The following is a 19769-nucleotide window of genomic DNA, read 5'->3' on the forward strand; positions in this document are numbered from 1 at the left end:
ACAGTGCATAGCCTCCTTGGGACTTACCCGAGAACCAATCCCCCACTGGGCCACGACGGTCAGGCATCGGTCCGGCGCTCCCACGGAGTCTTGGGCCGCTCGATGATCCTCAGCCTCACTTCGGTGTCCCTTACCTTTCGCGGCAATCCACCGCCACGAGAATCCCTACAGCCGCACAGCACGCAGCCGCAGGGCGTTCCCGATGACGCTGACCGAGGAGAGCGCCATCGCCGCGGCCGCGATGACCGGCGACAACAGGATGCCGAGGAACGGGTAGAGCACTCCGGCCGCCACCGGTACGCCCGCGGCGTTGTAGATGAAGGCGAAGAACAGGTTCTGGCGGATGTTGCCCATCACCGCCCGCGACAGGCGCCGTGCCCGCACGATGCCCATGAGGTCGCCCTTGAGCAGCGTGAGCCCGGCACTCTCGATGGCCACGTCGGTCCCGGTCCCCATGGCGATGCCGACGTCCGCCGCGGCAAGCGCCGGGGCATCGTTTACGCCATCGCCCGCCATCGCCACCACCTGACCCGCCGCCTTGTGCCGCGCGACCACGGCGGCCTTTTGGTCGGGCAGCACCTCCGCCTCGACCTCCTCGATGCCGAGCCGGCGCGCCACCGCCTCGGCGGTGGTCCGGTTGTCGCCCGTGAGCATGACGACACGGATGCCCTCGGCCCGGAGCGCGGCCAGGGCTTCCGCGGTCGTCGCCTTGACCGGATCGGCGATGGCGAGGACGCCGGCGATGCGTCCGTCGACGCCGGCGAAGATCGCCGTCGCCCCGTCCCGCCTCTGGTCGTCGGCCTCCGTCGCGTAGGCGGAGACGTCCACGCCCTGCTCGCGCAGGAAGGTCGCGTTGCCGAGCGCCACACGCCGCCCCTCGATGGTGCCAAGCGCGCCCTTGCCGGTCGGGCTGTCGAAGTCGGTGACCGGGGCGAGGGCCAGCCCCCGCTTCTCGGCGGCCGCCACGACCGCGACCGCCAAGGGGTGTTCGCTTGCGCGCTCCACGCTAGCCGAAAGCCGCAGGACCTCCGCCTCGTCGAATCCCGCCGCGGGCACGATCCGGGTGACCGTGGGCTTGCCCTCGGTCAAGGTGCCGGTCTTGTCGACCACGAGGGTGGTGACCCGCTCCATCCGCTCCAGCGCCTCGGCGTTCTTCACGAGCACCCCGGCCCCGGCGCCCCGGCCGACGCCGACCATGATGGACATCGGGGTGGCGAGCCCGAGCGCGCAGGGGCAGGCGATGATGAGGACGGCCACGGCGGCCAGGAGGGCGAAGGTGAAGCGCGGCTCGGGGCCGAACGCCATCCAGGCGACGAAGGCCAGCAGCGCCACGCCGATGACGGCGGGCACGAACCAGCCCGCCACCCGGTCCGCGAGGCGCTGGATGGGGGCCCGGCTGCGCTGCGCCTCGGCCACCATCTGGACGATGCGGGCCAGCATGGTGTCCCTTCCGACCTTGGTCGCCTCGACGACGAGCGAGCCGGACTGGTTGAGGCTGCCGCCGATGACAGCGGCGCCGGCCTCCTTCGTGACCGGCATCGCCTCCCCGGTCACGAGGCTCTCGTCGACCGAGCTTCGACCCTCGCTCACGGTTCCGTCGACCGGTACCTTCTCGCCCGGGCGCACCCGCAGGCGGTCGCCGACGCGGATGTCCTCCAGGCGAACCTCGTCGTCGGTACCGTCCGGATGAAGGCGCCGGGCGGTCTTCGGCGCCAGGTCGAGGAGCGCCCTGAGGGCGCCGCCGGTGCTCTCGCGCGCCCGCAGTTCCAGGACCTGGCCGAGGAGCACCAGCACGGTGATGACGGCCGCCGCCTCGAAGTAGGCCGGCACCGCCCCGCCGTGACCGCGCAGCGCCTCGGGGAACAGGCCGGGAGCGACGGTGGCGACGACGCTGTAAGCCCAGGCCACCCCGGTCCCGAGGGCGACGAGGGTGAACATGTTGAGGTTGCGCGAGCGCACGGAGTGCAGGGCCCGCACGAAGAAGGGCCAGCCGGCCCAGAGCACGACCGGCGTCGCGAGCGCGAACTGCATCCAGTTCGAGGCCTGCTGGCCGAGCCGCTCGGTCAGTCCGAAAAGATGGCCGCCCATCTCCAGCACGAAGACCGGAAGCGTCAGGACGAGCCCGACCCGGAACCGGCGCGTCATGTCGACGAGCTCCTCGCTCGGGCCAGCGTCCGCGCCGACCATGGCCGGCTCCAACCCCATGCCGCAGATCGGGCAGGCGCCGGGGCCGACCTGGCGCACCTCCGGATGCATCGGGCAGGTGTAGATCGTGCCTTCGGGCACGGGATCGGACTTCGCGGCGGCTTGGGCCGGGTCGATGTACCGGACCGGATCGGCCTCGAACTTCGTTCGGCAGCCTGTCGAACAGAAGTAGTACGGGTGCCCGGCATGCTCGGCCCGATGCTTCGCCCTGTGAGGGTCGACCGTCATCCCACAGACGGGATCCTTGACTGTCCCCGCGCCGGCGGGCGGCTCCACCTGATGGCCATGCGCGTGGTCATGCCCGGCATGGGCACCGTGGGGGTCTGCATGGTCGTTCGCTGCGGTGCCGTGGATCATGATCCTGTTCCCGTTCGTCGATGTTGCCTATCGGTGCGCGCCTTCCCATCATGGGAAGGTCAATCATGGGGATCGTCATGAACATCGGGCAGGCGGCGGACGCATCGGGGGTCTCAGCCAAGATGATCCGCCATTACGAGAGCATCGGCTTGGTGCCCCAGGCCGACCGCCGGGACAGCGGCTACCGCGACTACGACCCGGAGGACGTGCACCGGCTCAGCTTCGTCCGCCGGGCTCGGGACCTCGGCTTCCCGTTGGAACGCATCCGGGTCCTTCTGGGATTGTGGGGCGATCCCACACGCAGCAGCGCCGAGGTGAAGGCCCTCGCTTTGACCCACATCGAGGAACTCGAAGAGAAGGCCCGCCACCTTCAGGAGATGGCGGACGTCCTTCGTGGTCTGGCCGACGCCTGCGACGGGGACGGACGACCCCACTGCCCGATCATCGAGGGGCTGGAGGCCAGATCCGTGCCGGCCTCCAGCCCCTCGGGTGAACGGCCTATTTCGCGTTCTTCTTCAACCAGGCTTCCATCTCGCCGATCTCCTTCTCCTGGTCGTCGATGATCTTCTGGGCCATCGCCTTGGTCTCGGGGTCCTTGGCGTGCTTCAGGGCCACCTTGGCCATGGCCACCGCGCCCTTGTGGTGCGGGATCATGTGGGTGCGGAAATCCACGTCCGGGTTGCCGGTGTAGGGCACGTGCATGTCGTGCATCATCGCCATGTCGGCGGCCTTGAAGTCCTTGGTCGAGGCCGGGTCCTTCGGGTCCGGCTTCATGTCGTTGATCATCTTCATCATGTCTTCGTCATGCGACGCCTTCGGGTCGCCGGGCATCTCGTGCCCGCCGTGGGAATGGGTCGACTGGGCGAGGCTCGGCCCAGCCGTTCCGAGGCCGAGCAGCGCGGCCAGTGCAATCGTGCCGATGGTCTTCATGGTCGTTTCCATTCCTACGTGACGTAACTTGGTGGTGGGGCAGTGGGAGCCCTGCGCCCTGGACGGACGCATGAGGGTTCCCGGTCCGCGCGGCCGATCAGCGGTTCCGGGAAGGCTTGGAGGCCGATCCATCGGGATGGGCGTGGTCCATGCGTTCACCCGACCCCGTCGAACCCGTCTCGCCGGGGCGCGCGTCGTGGGCCGGCCCACCCGAGGTGCCACCACGGTTCGGCGTCGGCTGGGTCTGCTGCTCGGCGTTGGCATTGCCCTGGTCGTCGGCGAGGGCCGGGGTGGCCGCCGAGAGGGCGATCAGCAGGGCGGCGGCGGTCATGGTCTTCATGGCTTCGGTCTCCTTGGTTCGTCGTGTTGGACAGGCCGGCAAAGCGTTTTCCGGCCGGTGGCTCGAACAGGAGGGACAGCCTTCGGCGGTCCTCCTGCATCCCTGCACGGGATCGGTCGGTCCCCTCCGGCCCGCGTCCGGGGCCGGAGGGCCGTTGGTCAGTTGAACTTGCCGCTCGTCGTCGCGCCGTCCGGGGCGGTGAGCTGGACGGCGCCCTTCGGGCTATCGCCGAGCACCACGGACGCCTTGCCCGAGAGGCGGTTGCCGTCGGCCGGTTCGAGGGGCACCCGAGCCGGCTTGCCGCCGACGACAAGGATGGCGGTGCCCTTGAAGCCGGTCGCCGGCACCGGCTTCTGGCTTCCGTCCGAGACGAACACGTCGACGGTCTCGCCCTTGGCGACGAGCTCGACGTGGTACTTGCCGGCGTCCGTCACCCGGCCGCCGTGCTGGCCGGACACCTCGTGCGCGTGGACCGGCAGGGCGAGCAGCACGCCCGCCATCAGGGCCATTCTCCAGGGAATCATCGGGTTTCTCCTTTTTGGGTGGGGGCTCAGAACGCCTCGACCGGACGCGGCTTGGCGCCGTCCGGACGCGGTGCATCGGGTGTCTCGGCCTGCGTGGCGCGCAGGCGCTCCAGCGGGGCCTTGCCGAACCGCAGGAACAGGACGGGCGTCAGGACCGTGTCGAGCAGGGTCGCGCTGATCAGGCCGCCGAAGATGGTCACCGCGACCGGGTGCAGGATCTCCTTGCCCGGGTTCGCGGCGTCGTAGAGCAGCGGCACCAGGGCGACGCCGGCCGACAGGGCGGTCATCAGCACCGGCGTCAGGCGCTCCAGGCTGCCGCGCACCACGAGGTCGCGCCCGAACGGCATGCCCTCGTGCAGCGACAGGTTCAGGTAGTGGCTGATCTTCAGGATGCCGTTGCGGGCGCTGATGCCGGTCAGCGTGATGAACCCGATCATCGACGCCACCGAGAGCGGCTGGCCCACCAGCCACAGCGCGATCACGCTGCCGATGAGGGCGAGCGGCACGTTGCCCATGATGATCAGCGCCAGCACGGCCGAGCGGTAGCGGCTGTAGAGGATGGCGAAGACCAGGGCGAGGGACAGGGTCGACAGGGCCGCGATGGTCCGGCTCGCCTCCTCCTGCGCCTGGAAGGTCCCCTCCAGGCTGGCGAAGAAGCCCGGCGGGAACTTCGCGTCCGCCACCTGCTCGCGAATGGCCGCCACGATGGTGGCCATGTCGCTTTGCCCGTTGGTGTTGGCCTGGACGACGAGACGGCGCCGGCTGTTCTCGCGCAGGATCTGGTTGGGGCCGTCCGTCTCGCGGATGTCGGCGACCTGGCGCGCCGGCACCCAGCCGGACGGCGTCTCGATCAGGAGGTCCTTGAGCCCCTGGGTCGTGCGCTGGCGCTCGGGCAGGCGCAAGAGCACGTCGAAGCGCTTGTAGCCATCGGCCACCGTCGAAACGACGCGCCCGTTGGACAGCCGGCTGAGCTGCTCGACCACGGCCGAGGGCTGGACCCCGTAGAGGGCGGCCCGGGTGTAGTCGACCCGGATCTCCAGCTGCGGGATGCGGACCTGCTTCTCCACCTGCAGGTCGGCCAGGCCCGGGATTTTTGCCATGCGGTCGCGCAGGTCGTTGGCCACGCTGCGAAGCGCATCGAGGTCCTCGCCGAAGATCTTCAGGGCAAGCTCGGCCCGGACGCCGGACAGCATGTGGTCGAGGCGGTGCGAGATCGGCTGGCCGACGTTCACCGAGAGCGGCAGCCGGGACAGGCGCTGCCGGATGTCCGCCACGACCGCGTCCTTCGGCCGGCCGCCGCCCTTGAGCTCGACCTCGATCTCGGAGGAGTGGACGCCCTCGGCATGCTCGTCGAGCTCGGCCCGGCCGGTGCGGCGACCCACCGAGGCGACCTCCGGAATGTCCAGGAGCAGCTTCTCGGCGATGAGGCCGACGCGGTTGCTCTCGGAAAGCGAGATCCCCGGGTTGAAGGTCGTGTTGACGGTGAACGAGCCCTCGTTGAAGGGCGGGAGGAAGGCGCGCGGCAGGTTCCAGGCGGCGATGCCGGCGGCCACGACGGACAATGCCACCATGGCGACGAGCAGGCGCTGGTGCCTGAAGGCGACCCCGAGCAGTCGGGCGTTGCCCCGCTTCAACCATCGCAGCAGGGCGCTGTCGTGCTCGGCCAGGCTCTTGAGGCCCGGCAGCAGGTAGTAGGCCAGCACCGGCGTCAGCGTCACCGACACCAGCAGGCTCGCCAGGATTGAGATGATGTACGCCTGCCCCAGGGGGGCGAACAGCCGGCCCTCGATGCCCGACAGGGCGAACAGGGGCACGAACACGAGGACGATGATCATCGTCGCGTAGACGATGCCGGAGCGCACCTCCGAGGAGGCGGCAACCACCACCTCGAAGGTCGAGCGCGGCGAGCCGGCCGCCCGGTTCTCGCCGAGCCTTCGAAAGATGTTCTCGACGTCGACCACGGCGTCGTCGACGAGCTCGCCGATGGCGATGGCGAGCCCGCCCAGGGTCATGGTGTTAATCGACAGGCCGGCGAGGTGGAAAGCCACCGCGGTCGCCAGGATCGAGACCGGGATGGCGGTCAGCGAGATGGCCGTGGTGCGCACGTTCAGGAGGAACGCGAACAGCACGATGGCCACGACCACGATGGCCTCGACGAGCACGCGCTCGACGTTGGCGATGGATGTCTCGATGAAGTTCGCCTGACGGAACAGGATCTGGTCGGCCTTGATGCCGTTCGGCAGGGTTGCGGTGATCTCCTTCAGGGCGGACTCGATCTCGCGCGTCAGCTTGACCGTGTCGACGTCGGGCTGCTTCTCGACGGAGACGATGACGCCGGGCTTGCCCATGTAGCCGCCGTCGCCGCGCTTCACCCTCGGGGCGAAGGAGACTTCCGCCACCTGGCGCAGGTAGACAGGCGCGTCCGCGACGTTGGCGACGACGACGCTGCGCAGGTCGTCGAGGCTCATGGTCCGGCCGATGTTCCGGATGAGGTACTCGCGGGCGTACTGGTCGGTGAAGCCGCCGCCCGCATTGGTGCCGAACTGGGTCAAGGACGCCTCAAGCTGGGCGTTGGTGACGCCGAGCGCCCGCATGGCCGCCACGTTCGGGCTTACCCGGAACTGGCGCACCTCGCCGCCGATGGGAATGACCTGGGCGACGCCCGGGATGGTGAGCAGGCGAGGCCGCAGGATGAAGTCGGCGGCCTCGCGCACCTCCATCGGGGTGGCGTTGTCGCCCGTCACCGCCACCAGCAGGATCTGGCCCATGATGGACGAGATCGGCCCCATCTGGGGCGTGACGTTCGGCGGGAGCTGGTCGCGGACCAGGGTCAGGCGCTCGGCGATCTGCTGCCGATTCCGGTAGATGTCGGTGCCCCAGTCGAACTCGACATAGACGATGGAGAGCCCGACGCCGGAGACCGAGCGCACCCGGCTGACGCCGGGCAGGCCGTTCATCCGGGTCTCGATGGGGTAGGTGACGAGTTGCTCGACCTCGGGCGGCGCGAGCCCCTCGGCCTCGGTCATGATGGTGACCGTGGGCTTGTTGAGGTCGGGAAACACGTCCACCGGCAGCTTGGTGGCGGTGAAGGCGCCGTACAGGATCAGGACGGCGGCGACCGCGAGGACGAGCAGGCGGTTGCGCAGTGACTGCGTGACGAGGAAATTGAACATGGGCGTGCCTCCTCAGCGGACCTGATCGAGGAGCTCGGCGCCCTCGGTGACGACGCGCTTGCCCGCGCCCACCCCCTCGGCGACGAGCACGTTGGTCCCGTCGAGGGGCTCGACCCGGACCTGGCGGGCCTCGAAGCGCTCGGCGGCGACGTGCTCGTAGACGATGGCCTGCCCGTTGCCGGAGCGGACCACCGCCGCACGCGGCAGGGCGAGGCCGGACTGCTCGGCGTCCGTGCCGGCGAGCACCGTGAGGAACTGCCCGACCCGCAGGCCGGCGGTGTTGCCCTTGATCGCGAACTGGACCGGGATGGCCTGGTTGCGGTCGGCGAGGCCGGCGCCCTGGTAGACGAGGGATAGGGTGCGCCCGTCGGCGAAGCGGGCCGTGGCGTTCCCAGCCGGCGTGAGGGCGTCGAAGCTCAGGGCCTCGACCCAGAGACGGGTCGGGTCGACGATCTGGAACACCATGGCGCCGGCCGCCGCCATCTGGCCCGCCACCGCGGAGGCCTGCGCGATCACGCCGTCGACGGGCGCGACCAGGGCTTCCGGCTGCTGTCGTGCCTTGTCGAGGGCCGTGCGGCGGTCCTGCAGGCCCTTCAGCTCGGAGAGGGCGTCGTCGAGCTGCGTCTGGGCGACGGCGCCGGTGGTCGCGAGCTTGCGATAGCGCTCCACGCGGCGCTCGACGACGTCGATCTGCTGGTCGAGCTCGCCCTGGCGCTGGCGCATGTCCGAGACGTCGATGGCCTGGACCGGGGGCGTCACGTAGGCCAGCACGTCGCCCTTCCTCACCGTCGTCCCGAGGCGCGGGAACAGGCCTGAGGACGGCGGCGAGAGCCGGCCGCCGACCGAGGATTGCACGACGCCGCTGGCGTTCGGGTCCGGGATCACGCGTCCCGGCAGTTCGACCGTCCGGTGGAACGTCGCCTGCTCCGTCATGGTGGTGCGCAGGACCAGGAGGCGCTGGGTCGGCTTGGGCACGAACACGGAGCCGTCGGGCAGGCGCTGGGCAAGGTCGGACGACGGCTGCGCGGGGTCGAGCAGGGCCGCGCCTTGAACCGGGTCGCCCTTGGACGGGGTGCCGTGGTCCTCGTCGCCATGGGCGAAGGCCACGGTCCCGAGCGCCAGGGTCACGAAGACCGCCATGACGGCCACGGCGGGAAGGCTGCGCCGGCCCCGCATGAGCACGGTGAGCAGCATGCCGAGGAGGAAGGCGGCCGCCGCGGTCAGCATCAGGACGGGGTCCTTGGCCGCGAGGCGGGCCTTCAGGTCGGCGACGGCGGCGGACGCCTTGGCCATGGCGGTGCCGGCCGGCGCTGCGGCCGGGGCGGCGACGGGCGCCTGGGTCTGCGGGATGGACAGCGGGACGGTGAGGACGTCGACCGCCTCCCCGGCGGTGACGGTCACCAGGAGGTCGTGCGATCCCGCCTGCGCGAGCCAGGGCGCGGGAAGCACGTAGGCCGCCTCGGCGGTCTCGGTGGCGGTCCTCTGCCCCTCGGGCGTCTCCACCTCCAGGACTGCGCCGCGGACGGGTTCGTTGGTCCGGAAGCGGTCGAGGTAGAACGTGACCTTCCCGTCCCGTGGGATGGCGGTCAGCTCGAACGCGTCCGACGCGGCCTCGCCGCGCGGGGCGAGGGACTTCGAGACGGGCGGGGGCGGTGCGCCGTGGTCGTGCCCCTCATGGGCACGTGCGGGACCCGCCAGCGAAGCGACGGCCAGCCACGCCGCGCCAAGGGCGGCGGCAATACGAAAAGACATGGAAGAGGCATCCTCGCGTTCGAACACCGGACGCACATCCGCGGCTTGCGGACGGAATCCGACCGTTGCGCGCCCTTGGCGCGCCGTTCGTTACGCGAGAGTTCGTGGGGGCCTGGGCAGGGCCTCGGGGCCGAGGCCGGAGCGGCCGTCGACGTCGTGCGTGACCAGGACGACATGCCCGAAGGCGAGCGTCGGCATTGTCATCGGAGCCGAGACGATGCCAGGAACGCAGCAGGACATCGTCCCGCAGCATGCGCCCTTGCAGGGACCGGGGCAGCAACCCCGACCCGCGTCCTCGGACTGGAGGACGGCGACCCGGGCGGGAACCGCGGCCTTGAGCAGCACGGGCGTTGCATCGACGGCAGCCGCCGACCGACCGATGTCGCGCGGTGCGGGGGCCGCCAGCGGCGCGACGGACGCCTTGGGCGCCCGCGTCATGGCGGCATGGTCATGGCCACCGTGATGATGGCCTTCGTGAGCCTGGACGGCAGACGGCGCGACGTAGGCGATGATCATCACGATCATCGCCGCCATCAGGCGCACGAGTTGCCGGTCGGGTCTCATCGGGATTGCTTACACCGTTTCGATGGGCCGAGGAATACTCGCCCCGGGACACAAATGGCCGAGCGCCGATATTGTTTCCACTTACCCCTCGTTCAAGCCGCGGTACTCAGCGGCTCGGCGCCATAGCCCGCGGAACGGACCGCGTCGGCGAACCGCGTCGCATCCGAGGCCGACGCGATGGAGACGATGCCGCCGCCCAGGTCGATGTCGACGGTGGCATTCGGGTCGACGCCCAGGACCGCACGCGTGACGGACCTGGCGCAGCCGCCGCAGTTCATTCGAGTGACCTTGAGCCGGATCATGACGGTTCCCCTCTTTGGAGTGACGTCACGCCGATATGGGGCTTCCCATGGTGGGAAGGTCAAGGGGGACGATGTCAGGACCGAGGGGGCCGTAAGCGAGACTGCAGCGGGGGGGGCACCCCGGAGCTTCCCGCCGCATGGAGCGGGATGGCGACGGCACCGACTATCATGACCGTTCCAGCCTCGGAACCTGGTCCGCCTGAGCGGTCACCCGCCGGATAAAAACAGGTTCCATGCGAGGCGAAGGAACCATAGAAAGATATCGGGAACAAAGAAGCCCACAGGTTGGAACCTGTGGGCTTCACACGGGCCGGAGCCCATGGGTTGCTGGCGGCGCACCGTTCAGCGTTGACGGATCGGATATGAGTGCATGGGGTCGGATAGTCAAGCCGAAAAATCCAAGATCCGGGCCGCACTCTATATCGATGGTTTCAATTTATACCACTCCGTCAATGACTTAGAAGAACCGTTCCTGAAGTGGTGCAACTTCTGGAAGTTGGGGGAAACCATCCTGCCGCGCCAGACCGAGACGCTCGTCCGCGTCGTGTTCTGCACGGCCTACTACCCCGGGGACCACAGCAAGAAGGTCCGCCACGAACGCCTGGTCAAGGCCCTGAAACTGGTCGGCGTCGAGACCATCCTCGGACACTTCAGCCGTGAGGACGCCAGGTGCAGGGACTGCGGCTCCACCTGGCAGAAGCCGACCGAGAAGGCGACGGACATCAACCTGGCCTTGAGCGTCTACGACGATGCGGTCCACGACGTCATGGATACCGCCTACCTGCTGACCGCAGATACGGACCAGGCTGCGACCGCCCAGCTCTTCGCCAGGCGTTTCCCGGGAAAGAGGCTCGTCAGCGTGAGCCCTCCGGGCCGGACGCACTCACAGCACATCCTCTCGCACACGGCGCACAAGATCGCGCTCAACCGGGACCACATCGAGCGGGCGCTGTTTCCCGGGTTGGTCTCCGTCGAGGGGCAGGCCGCCGTCCTGCGCCCGCACGAGTACGACCCACCGCCCGGCTACGTCATGTGGGACGAGCGACCGAAGTCGCCCGCGAAGTCGAACGGGCAAGCGGCGCCGAGGCTTAACGTGTCGCCTGGGCGGTGAAGCGCCTATCGCTCCGGGGGCCGGCAGGGAGGCAAGGCCGGAATGGGGTGGAGGATGGACGAGGTCGTCGACGGACCTTGCGAACCCCGCGAGGATGACGGTCGGCGGCTCCGTCGCCCGGCGCGGATGCCTTGCTTCGGGATCGGACCCACCACCCTGCAGGTCGAGACGGTCGCCGCCTGCACCCTCAACCCCATGGGCGTCGTCCGAACCCTCGGACGCGGCACCTGACCCAACCCGTCTTCCGAGACGGTTACGGGCGGGACACGGCAGGGAAGACGGAGGGGTGCCTCGGGAAGCTCGGCATAGTTCGATGATCCCGACCGCCGTGACCTGACCCGTGTCCGGCCCGCCGTCAGGCAGGCAGGGGACAAGGCTTCCTTATCCATGCGGACCGGGAGAGGACCTAGCCTCGGAACGGTCCGGGAAGGTCCACCGTTCCTCGACGCTTCCGTACCCATCCCATGCGATCAACGAAGAGCGCGGATCGTCGGTACGGGCAACCAAAAACCAACGAGGAAGCCCCGCATGAGGAAGTCCCTGTTCGCCGTCGCCGCCCTGGCCGCGCTCGGCGCCATCGGCATCGCCGCCCCCGTCTCGGCCGCTCCCGGCACGGTCGGCGCCGTCGATGCCCAGACCAACATCGTCGACGTCCGCATGCATGACAGCCACGGCCACCGCGGCCATGGCATGCGCCATCACCACCATCGTGGGCACGGCATGCGCCATCACCACCATCACCGCGGCCACATGATGCGCCACGGTCACGGCCATCGCCACCACCGCATGTGATCGTCCAGGGGCCCTTCGGGGCCCCTTTTTGTTTCGGACTGCCCTCGGCCAAGGGTCGAGGACGGGATTAAGGGGATACCCTGGGCCGCTCCTTCCTCATTGAGGAGGAAAGCCCATGACGCGCACCTTTTCCTTGATCGCCCTGTCGGTTCTTGCGGTCCTCACCTTCGGCACGACCACTTCCGCCGCGCCCCTGGCACCTGGCGGGGCCCTTGCGATGCAGGATGGTCCCGGCCTCCTGCGGCAGGCCCAGTACCACCATCATCACCATCGCCGGCATCACCATCATCATGGTGGTGGCCACTACGGCCGTGGCCACCACCACGGCTGGGGCCACCATCACCATTTCCGTCCTCACCACCACCATGGCTGGGGGAACCAGCATCACCATCGGCGGCATCACCATCACTTCTAGGATGGCTCGCCGAGCTTGAAGGCGGCACCTCCTATTCCGAGCAGTGGTGGGAAGGCGGCTGGTCCTGGTCACGGACCGGAGAAAATGTGCTCGTCGGCGTTGTCGGCTCCCGCCACCTCGTTCGGTTCGACGGGGGTGGATGTTCGCGCAAGCATCGTAGGCACCGCGGCGCATTAGACAGCAGGACCGGGTGGTGCTTTGGATGCGGCCACACCATCCCCGAGATCCGCGCCTGGCGGAAGCTGACCGATTTCAGACGAACGGCGCTCGCCCGCGATCTACCCCGCTGCGTTTCGCAGGTCGGGGAAGCCACGCCCGTGGATCGGGAAAACTGAATCCGATGGCTATCGCGGCCCCTCGGCGTCTTGGATTTCAGGTCACTGCGCCTCCTCGGTAGCGTGCGAAGACGCTTCGCCCGGACGGCCCGAAAAGGACGACGTCGTAGGTGTCGGGCTCCATGCCCTCGACCTCCATGCCAGGCGAGCCGGCGGGCATCCCCGGGACGGCCAACCCGGTTCCTTCCGGCTTCTCCACCAGGAGCCGCTTGATCGCCCCGGCCGGGACATGCCCTTCCACGACGTAGCCGCCGACCTGGGCCGTGTGGCACGAGGCGAGGTCCCGCGGCACGCCGAGGCGGACCTTGAGCGGGTTCACCGGTCCTTCCGTGACCGTCACCGTGAAACCGTTCTCCCGGAGGTGGGCGACCCACTTCTCGCAGCAGCCGCAGGTCGGGTCCTTGGTCACGGCCACGGTCGGAAGGTCCTGTGCCAGGGCGTGGCGCCCGAAGGCCACCGACGCCGCCAGGCCCAGCACCAGGGCGCGTCGCGTTGGTCCCGTCGTCTCGTTCATCACTTGGTTTTCCCCTCTCATTCGGCGGCCGCGGGCATCGTAAGCTCTTCGACGGACTCTGGCCGCATGTCGGATTTCGGCAGTCCCCATCCCTTCACCAGCCCGTAGACCGCCGGGATCACGACGAGGGTCAGGACGGTCGATGACACCATGCCGCCGATCATCGGCACCGCGATGCGCTGCATGACCTCGGAGCCCGAGCCGGTGCTCCACAGGATGGGCAGCAGCCCGGCCATGATGGCGACCACCGTCATCATCTTGGGCCGCACCCGCTCGACCGCCCCGACCATGATCGCCCGCCTCAGGGCGTTTCGCGATAGGGGGCGACCTTCACGCACGCACTCCGCCCGGACCTCGGCCAGCGCATGGTCGAGGTAGACCAGCATGATCACCCCGGTCTCGGCGGCGACCCCGGCGAGCGCGATGAAGCCCACCGCCACGGCGACCGACAGGTTGAAGCCGAGCCACCACATCAGCCAGACGCCGCCGACCAGGGCGAAGGGCAGCGACAGCATTACGATGAGCGTCTCGGTGAGCCTCCGGAAGTTCAGGTAGAGCAGCAGGAACACGGTCAGGAGGGTCAGGGGCACCACGATCTTGAGCCGGGCCGTCGCGCGGTCGAGGTACTCGACCTGCCCGCTCCACTGGAGGGTGGTCCCCGGCGGCAGGCTCACCTCGCCGGCCACGGCCGCCCGCGCATCGGCCACGTAGCCGCCGAGGTCACGTCCCGAGACGTCGACGTAGATGAAGACCGCAAGTTGCCCGTTCTCGGTCCGGATCTGGGTCGGGCCCCGGGTCAGCGCGACCTTGGCGACCTCGCCCAAGGGCACCGTACCTCCGCCCGCGATGGGCACCTGCACCTCGGAGGCGATGGATTGCGGGCTCGACCGGAAGGCGCGCGGGTAACGCACGTTGACGGTGTAGCGCTCACGTCCCTCGACGGTGTTGGTGACGCTCTCGCCGCCGAGCGCCATCCCGATCACGTCCTGCACGTCGCCGACCGTCAGGCCGTACCGGCCCAGCATCTCGCGGTCGGGCGTGATGTCGAGGAAGTAGCCGCCCTGGACGCGCTCGGCGTAGGCGCTCGACGTGCCCGGGACCGCCTTCACCACGGCCTCGACCTGGCGGGCGACCTTCTCCATCTCGGTGAGGTCCGTCCCCAGCACCTTGATCCCGACCGGCGTACGGATGCCGGTCGAGAGCATGTCGATCCGGGCGCGGATCGGCTGGGTCCAGGCATTCGAGACCCCGGGGAACTGGAGCGCGGCGTCCATCTCGGCCTTCAGGCTCGCCGTCGTGACCCCGGGGCGCCACTCCGCCTTCGGCTTCAGGTTGACGATGGTCTCGAACATCTCGCTCGGCGCCGGGTCGGTCGCGGTGTTGGCCCGTCCGGCCTTGCCGTAGACCGAGGCCACCTCGGGGAAGGACTTGATGATGCGGTCCTGGGTGGCGAGCAGGTCACCGGCCTTGGTCACCGAGATGCCCGGCAGCGTGGTGGGCATGTACATCAGGGTGCCCTCGTCGAGATCGGGCATGAACTCAGAGCCGAGGCGGCTCGCCGGCCACGCCGTCGCCGCAAGGATGACGAGGGCCAGCAGGATGGTGAGCACCCGCGCCCGCAGGACGCCCGCGATGAGCGGCCGGTAAACCCAGATCAGGAGTCTGTTCAGCGGGTTGCGGTGCTCAGGGATGATCCGGCCATGGACGAACACGACCATCAGCGCCGGGACGAGGGTCAGGGACAGCACGGCGGCCGCGGCCATCGCGAACGTCTTGGTGAAGGCCAGCGGACCGAACAGGCGCCCTTCCTGGCTCTCCAGGGTAAAGATGGGCAGGAAGCTCACCGTGATGATGAGGAGCGAGAAGAACAGCGACGGCCCGACCTCGCTTGCCGCCTCGATCAGGATCTCGACCCTGGTATTGTCCGGCGGCGCCCGTTCCAGGTGCTTGTGGGCGTTCTCGATCATCACGATGGCAGCGTCGATCATGGCACCCACCGCGATGGCGATGCCGCCCAGGCTCATGATGTTGGCACCGAGCCCAAAGGCCTTCATGCCCGCGAACGCCATGAGGATGCCGACCGGCAGCATCAGGATGGCCACCAGCGCGCTGCGCACGTGGAGCAGGAACACGACGCAGACGAGAGCGACGATGGCGCTCTCCTCGATCAGGGTCCCCTTGAGCGTCTCGATGGCCGCCTCGATCAGGTGCGAGCGGTCGTAGACCGGCAGGATCTCGGTGCCCTTAGGCAGGCTGGCGGCGACCTCGGCGAGGCGCGCCTTGGCGCTCGCGATGACGTCGAGGGCGTTGGCCCCGAAGCGCTGGAGGATGATCCCGCCGGCGACCTCGCCCTCCCCGTTCATCTCGGTGATGCCGCGGCGCTCGTCGGGACCGAGCTCGACCCGGGCTACGTCCTTCACCCGCAGGGGGGTGCCCGCCTCCGTTTTGAGGACGATGCTCTCGATGTCGGCGACGCTCTTGAGGTACCCGCGGCCACGGACGACGAACTCGAACTCGGAGAGCTCGACCGTTCGCCCGCCGACGTCGGCGTTGCTCGACCGGATCGCGTCCCGGAGCTTGGACAGGGTGATGCCCTGCGCCCGCAGCCGGTTCGGATCGACGACCACGTTGTACTGCTTCACGAAGCCGCCGACGCCCGCGACCTCCGCCACGCCCTCGGCGCGGGAGGCCCCGAAGCGCACGACCCAATCCTGGAGCGAGCGGAGCTCGGCCAGCGTCCGTTCCTTGGCCACCACGACGTACTGGTAGACCCAGCCCACCCCCGTCGCGTCCGGTCCCAGCGTCGGGGTGACGCCGGCCGGCAGGCGCTTGGCCACGGTGTTCAGGTATTCGAGCACCCGGCTGCGGGCCCAGTACGGGTCTGTGCCGTCCTCGAAGATCACGTAGACGAACGACACCCCGAAGAACGAGAAGCCGCGCACGACCTTGGAACGGGGCACCGTCAGCATGGCGGTAGTCAGCGGGTAGGTGACCTGGTCCTCGATGACCTGGGGCGCCTGCCCGGGGTACTCCGTGTAGACGATGGTCTGCACGTCCGAGAGGTCCGGGATCGCGTCGAGCGGCAGGGTTTTCAGGGCGTAGAGCCCGGCTCCCACCGCGAACACGGTCCCGATCAGGACCAGCACCAGATTCTTTGCCGACCAGGCGATGAGACGGGCGATCATGGCGCCTTCCGCTCGGCGGCGGCCTGCGCCCCGGGATCGGGCTTGGGTTCGGAAAGCCCCTGCAGCGCCGCCTTCAGGTTGCTCTCGGCATCGATGAGGAAGTTGGCCGAGGTCACCACGCGGTCGCCCGCGGCGATGCCGTCGCGGATCTCGACGTAGCCGTCGCCATGGGTGCCGAGCCTGACTGGTCTCGGCTCGAAGCGGCCTTCGCCCTTGTCGAGCAGGACGACCTGTTTCGTGCCGGTGTCGATGACCGCGTCGTCTGGCACCGCGACCACCGGCCTGCCGCTGCCGGTTTCGATCTCGACGTCGGCGAACATGCCCGGGCGCAGGTCGCCGTTCGGGTTGGGCAACTCGATACGCAGGCGGGCGGTACGCGTCCCCATGGCGAGGTGCGGGTAGATCCGGGTCACCGCGCCGGTGAAGACGCGATCCGGGAACGTCCGGGCATGCACAGTCGCCGTCTGGCCTTCGGCCACCCCCGCCAGGTCGCGTTCGGTCACGTCGGCCAGGACCCAGACCCTGGAATGGTCAACGAGCTTGAACAGCGTGTCGCCGGACTTGGCGCGCATGCCGTCGGAGACGTTGCGCTCGACCACGACGCCGTCGCGTGGCGCCGACCACGTGATGGTCGCCGGCACTTTTCGGGATCGCTCGATCTCGTCGATCACCTCGGGCGGGATGCCGAGGTTCTCCAGGCGTCGCCGGGCGCCCTCGTAGCCGATGCCGGTGAGGTATTGTGCGGCGGCGGCGTTCATCTCCGGCGAGAACAGGCGCAGCAGCGGCTGGCCCTTGCGGACGTGGTCGCCGGTGGTGACGGCCTCGACCTTCTCGATGAAGGCGTCGGTACGCATCGCGATGACCGAGATCCGCCGCTCGTCCTCCTCGATGGCGCCGGGCGAGCGCACCGGCATGGACAGGACGCGTCGCTCGGCCACCGTCGTCCGGACCCCGGTGCGCTGGAGCTTGCCGGGCGAGATTGTCACTGTGCCGTCGTCGGTGTCCTCGCCCTCGTAGACGGGGAGGTAGTCCATCCCCATCGAGTCCTTCTTCGGAGTCGGCGAGGTGTCGGGGAGGCCCATCGGGTTGCGGTAGAAGCGCACCTTGCGGGCGCTCGCAGGCATCGTGGCCTGCCCCATGGCCATGTCGCCGTGCCCGGCATCGGACATCGCCTCCGCTTCGTCGGGTTCGTCGAAGCGCACGTCCTCGCTGGCGTGGACGGCGCGGTAGTTGCGACCGTCCGCCGTCTGTTTCGGTTCGGACGCGTAGTCCGGCTTTCCGTCCGGGTCTCGGTAGTAGACCACGGGACCCGTCGCCTTGATCGGAGCCTGGGCGGGCATCGGGGAGGCCGGACGTGCACCCGGCAGCCAATGGGCGAACCCGGTCCGCGCCTGCTGGACGAGCACCGGCACGGGGCTGCCCTCATGCCCCGCGCCATACCCCAGGCCTCCCGCCGCGAGCGCGGCGAGGGTCCCGGCCAGCCATGCTCTCCGGCTCACTTGGTGGCCTTGAACACCAGCTTGTTCTCGACGGTGCCGGTCTCGCCCTGAACCTTGGCACCGAGCGAGAGGCGCCAGCCGCCGGCCATCGTCAGCTTCGCCTTGAACCGGTAGAGGCCCGGCTCCGGGGACGGCAGTTGCTCGATCTTGGAGGTCATTTCCTCCATGCTGTCGGGCGCCATGTCGATGCGCTTGGCGAAGATGACGGCGTTCGGCACGGGCTTGGACGTGCGCTTGTCGACGAGGCGGACGTCGAGGATGGCCTCGCCCTGCTTGGCTTCGTCCTTCACCAGCTGGAACTCGTAGTCCTTGGTGTCAGCCCGGGCCGCGGCGGTGAGGACGAGGCCGAGCAGCGCAGCCGTGAGGGCGCGCGAAAACGATGTCTTGGTCACGGTCGATGATCTCCTGAACACGATGGGACCCGGGCCTTCAGGCGCGCGGGATCGGCCGGCGCAGGGGCCGGCGGCATCGGGTTCAGGCTCGGGGAGGCTCGGCGGGCGGCCCTTGAGACAGGCTGTCGAAGGAGGCGATGACGGCCCACGCAGTCCCCTCGACGACGGAGACGCGGCCCGGAAGTCCGACGGCGACAGGCAGCCCGGTGGCGACCTTCGCCAAGCAAAGAGCCATCAGGGGGCAGCCCTTCGAGCAGTCGGGCATGTCCGGCCGCTCCTTGGGGCAACACGACATCTTGTCCATGGCCTCGTCGGGCATCGCCATGGCGTGCTCCTGAACGGCCCTCGGCGCGCGCATGCCTGCGGCGGCCGCGGATGCGGTCACCGGTGCAAGGGCGAGGCCGAGAACCGCCAGGAGCGGGAGCAGCCTGCGAAGGGCGAGCCAGAAGGTCACCGGCGAACGATGCCACATCATGTGCCGGCGAGGAAGGGTCTGGAGTACGGGACGCGCCGGACGTCTCGCACTCGGGTCTCCGAAGCTATGCACCCGAGGGTTTCGGACACGCTCCATCGAGCGTCGGACCGTGGTCGGGAAAGGTCGGATCGCTCCGCACGGCACCCTGCCCGAACTTGGACCGAGCGGGTATCGTTCCTGTCCGATCCGCAGCTCAAGAGAGCCCCGAGCAGCAGGACGCAGACCCGCCGTTCTCGCGAGCCTCCTGGATGGGCGGGCAGGGTACGTCGCCGAAGGAGCAGAAGACGCAGCAGTCGCCCGCCTTCGGGCGCAGGAGCGCGCCGCAGCCGGTACATTCGTAGAAGAACAGACAGGCGTCCGTCGGCATCGCTTCCGTCGCCGTATGACCGCAATGCGGGCATGTAAGAGTGGATCGAAGCTGCATCCGCGTTACCGCATCGCCTTGAGTACCACGGGCTCAAGGTAGGGTTCCCACACGAGCGAGAGACCGACCAGCACGGTTCCGAGCCCCAGAAGCGCGACCGTGCCCCAGGATGGTCCCTTCCGTGAGCAGGGTCCGGACATGTCGCATGCCGTCGCCCGGCGACGAAGGAACAGACCCCATCCGACGAAGAGGGCCAAGGCGGCCCCGCCGAGCAGGAGCGGGCGGAGGTACGACAACATCGCCAACCCGCCGAACACGGCTCCCGTCGCCCCGAGACCGGCGAGCGCGACCGGCAGGGCGCAGCAGGACGATGCCGCGAGGGCTCCCAAGCCCGCGACCGTGCCGAGGCCGGCGAACCAGCTTCCGGAGGGAACCGGCCGGCCGTGCAACGTGGGCGGACCGCCGACCGCCGAGGCAGCTGCGGATGGTGCGTCAGTCATCATCGTGCCAACATGCATCCCGTAGCCACTACGGGATCAA

19 protein-coding genes are annotated in these 19769 nt (G+C 69.1%); 5 read left to right on the top strand and 14 right to left on the bottom strand.

Annotated elements, in window-relative coordinates:
* Positions 1 to 165: 165 nt before the first annotated feature.
* On the bottom strand, positions 166 to 2433 hold the full coding sequence (locus tag ASG51_RS02430; protein ID WP_244480040.1) for a heavy metal translocating P-type ATPase: 2268 nt from the start codon (positions 2431 to 2433) through the stop codon (positions 166 to 168).
* A gap of 206 nt (positions 2434 to 2639) precedes the next feature.
* On the opposite strand from ASG51_RS02430, the gene cueR reads away from it, so the two are divergent.
* Positions 2640 to 3125: a Cu(I)-responsive transcriptional regulator gene (cueR, locus tag ASG51_RS23100; protein WP_082513843.1), complete on the top strand. Its 486-nt coding sequence runs from the start codon at positions 2640 to 2642 to the stop codon at positions 3123 to 3125.
* Here the strand turns inward: cueR and ASG51_RS02440 are convergent.
* The 7 genes from ASG51_RS02440 to ASG51_RS02470 all read right to left on the bottom strand — a co-directional run bounded on the left by ASG51_RS02440 (position 3061) and on the right by ASG51_RS02470 (position 10147).
* Positions 3061 to 3492 carry a DUF305 domain-containing protein gene (locus tag ASG51_RS02440; RefSeq protein ID WP_056378793.1) on the bottom strand — a complete coding sequence of 144 codons (432 nt, stop codon included), beginning with the start codon at positions 3490 to 3492 and terminating at the stop codon, positions 3061 to 3063. The two genes, cueR and ASG51_RS02440, sit on opposite strands and share 65 nt — an antisense overlap.
* Before the next feature lie 97 nt (positions 3493 to 3589).
* On the bottom strand, positions 3590 to 3832 hold the full coding sequence (locus ASG51_RS02445; RefSeq protein ID WP_056355088.1) for a hypothetical protein: 243 nt from the start codon (positions 3830 to 3832) through the stop codon (positions 3590 to 3592).
* Positions 3833 to 3990: 158 nt separating this feature from the next.
* Positions 3991 to 4356 (bottom strand): hypothetical protein, encoded by a 366-nt coding sequence (locus tag ASG51_RS02450; protein ID WP_056378795.1) that lies wholly within the window; start codon positions 4354 to 4356, stop codon positions 3991 to 3993.
* A 26-nt stretch (positions 4357 to 4382) separates the two neighbouring features.
* Positions 4383 to 7529: an efflux RND transporter permease subunit gene (locus ASG51_RS02455; protein WP_056378797.1), complete on the bottom strand. Its 3147-nt coding sequence runs from the start codon at positions 7527 to 7529 to the stop codon at positions 4383 to 4385.
* Between the two features lie 12 nt (positions 7530 to 7541).
* Positions 7542 to 9281, bottom strand: a complete 1740-nt coding sequence (locus ASG51_RS02460) for an HlyD family efflux transporter periplasmic adaptor subunit (protein WP_056378962.1) — start codon at positions 9279 to 9281, stop codon at positions 7542 to 7544.
* A gap of 90 nt (positions 9282 to 9371) precedes the next feature.
* Positions 9372 to 9845: a hypothetical protein gene (locus ASG51_RS02465; protein WP_056378799.1), complete on the bottom strand. Its 474-nt coding sequence runs from the start codon at positions 9843 to 9845 to the stop codon at positions 9372 to 9374.
* Between the two features lie 92 nt (positions 9846 to 9937).
* Positions 9938 to 10147 carry a heavy-metal-associated domain-containing protein gene (locus ASG51_RS02470; protein ID WP_056378801.1) on the bottom strand — a complete coding sequence of 70 codons (210 nt, stop codon included), beginning with the start codon at positions 10145 to 10147 and terminating at the stop codon, positions 9938 to 9940.
* Positions 10148 to 10517: 370 nt separating this feature from the next.
* Here ASG51_RS02470 and ASG51_RS02475 point away from each other — a divergent pair, with 370 nt between their 5' ends.
* The 4 genes from ASG51_RS02475 (at position 10518) to ASG51_RS23110 (ending at position 12800) form a co-directional block, all read left to right on the top strand.
* Entirely contained in the window at positions 10518 to 11258 is a 741-nt protein-coding gene (locus tag ASG51_RS02475) for an NYN domain-containing protein (protein WP_056378803.1), read from the top strand.
* 528 nt (positions 11259 to 11786) lie between these two features.
* Positions 11787 to 12050: a hypothetical protein gene (locus ASG51_RS02480; RefSeq protein WP_056378805.1), complete on the top strand. Its 264-nt coding sequence runs from the start codon at positions 11787 to 11789 to the stop codon at positions 12048 to 12050.
* 224 nt (positions 12051 to 12274) lie between these two features.
* Complete coding sequence (locus ASG51_RS24470) at positions 12275 to 12484, top strand: hypothetical protein (RefSeq protein ID WP_056378808.1); 210 nt, start codon at positions 12275 to 12277, stop codon at positions 12482 to 12484.
* Positions 12485 to 12551: 67 nt separating this feature from the next.
* The gene (locus tag ASG51_RS23110; RefSeq protein ID WP_082513831.1) at positions 12552 to 12800 is read left to right on the top strand and encodes a DUF1289 domain-containing protein; all 249 of its coding nucleotides are present in this window, start codon (positions 12552 to 12554) and stop codon (positions 12798 to 12800) included.
* A 37-nt stretch (positions 12801 to 12837) separates the two neighbouring features.
* On the opposite strand, the gene ASG51_RS02490 is transcribed toward ASG51_RS23110, so the two are convergent.
* The 6 genes from ASG51_RS02490 to ASG51_RS24850 all read right to left on the bottom strand — a co-directional run bounded on the left by ASG51_RS02490 (position 12838) and on the right by ASG51_RS24850 (position 19289).
* A complete protein-coding gene (locus ASG51_RS02490; RefSeq protein ID WP_056378810.1) occupies positions 12838 to 13314 on the bottom strand; it encodes a DUF411 domain-containing protein in 477 nt (158 codons plus the stop codon).
* A gap of 17 nt (positions 13315 to 13331) precedes the next feature.
* Positions 13332 to 16499 (bottom strand): CusA/CzcA family heavy metal efflux RND transporter, encoded by a 3168-nt coding sequence (locus ASG51_RS02495; protein WP_056378813.1) that lies wholly within the window; start codon positions 16497 to 16499, stop codon positions 13332 to 13334.
* Entirely contained in the window at positions 16496 to 17998 is a 1503-nt protein-coding gene (locus ASG51_RS02500; protein ID WP_056378815.1) for an efflux RND transporter periplasmic adaptor subunit, read from the bottom strand. The genes ASG51_RS02495 and ASG51_RS02500 overlap by 4 nt, the downstream gene beginning before the upstream one ends.
* Positions 17995 to 18390: a FixH family protein gene (locus ASG51_RS02505; protein WP_056378817.1), complete on the bottom strand. Its 396-nt coding sequence runs from the start codon at positions 18388 to 18390 to the stop codon at positions 17995 to 17997. The genes ASG51_RS02500 and ASG51_RS02505 overlap by 4 nt, the downstream gene beginning before the upstream one ends.
* Positions 18391 to 18472: 82 nt before the next feature.
* Positions 18473 to 18844, bottom strand: coding sequence for a hypothetical protein (locus tag ASG51_RS02510; protein WP_056378820.1), 372 nt, complete (start codon positions 18842 to 18844; stop codon positions 18473 to 18475).
* A gap of 214 nt (positions 18845 to 19058) precedes the next feature.
* Positions 19059 to 19289, bottom strand: coding sequence for a GDCCVxC domain-containing (seleno)protein (locus ASG51_RS24850; RefSeq protein ID WP_082513832.1), 231 nt, complete (start codon positions 19287 to 19289; stop codon positions 19059 to 19061).
* Between the last annotated feature and the right edge of the window lie 480 nt (positions 19290 to 19769).

Origin of the sequence: Methylobacterium sp. Leaf465 (assembly GCF_001424705.1) — a bacterium.
In the GTDB taxonomy this organism is placed as follows: Bacteria; Pseudomonadota; Alphaproteobacteria; order Rhizobiales; family Beijerinckiaceae; genus Methylobacterium.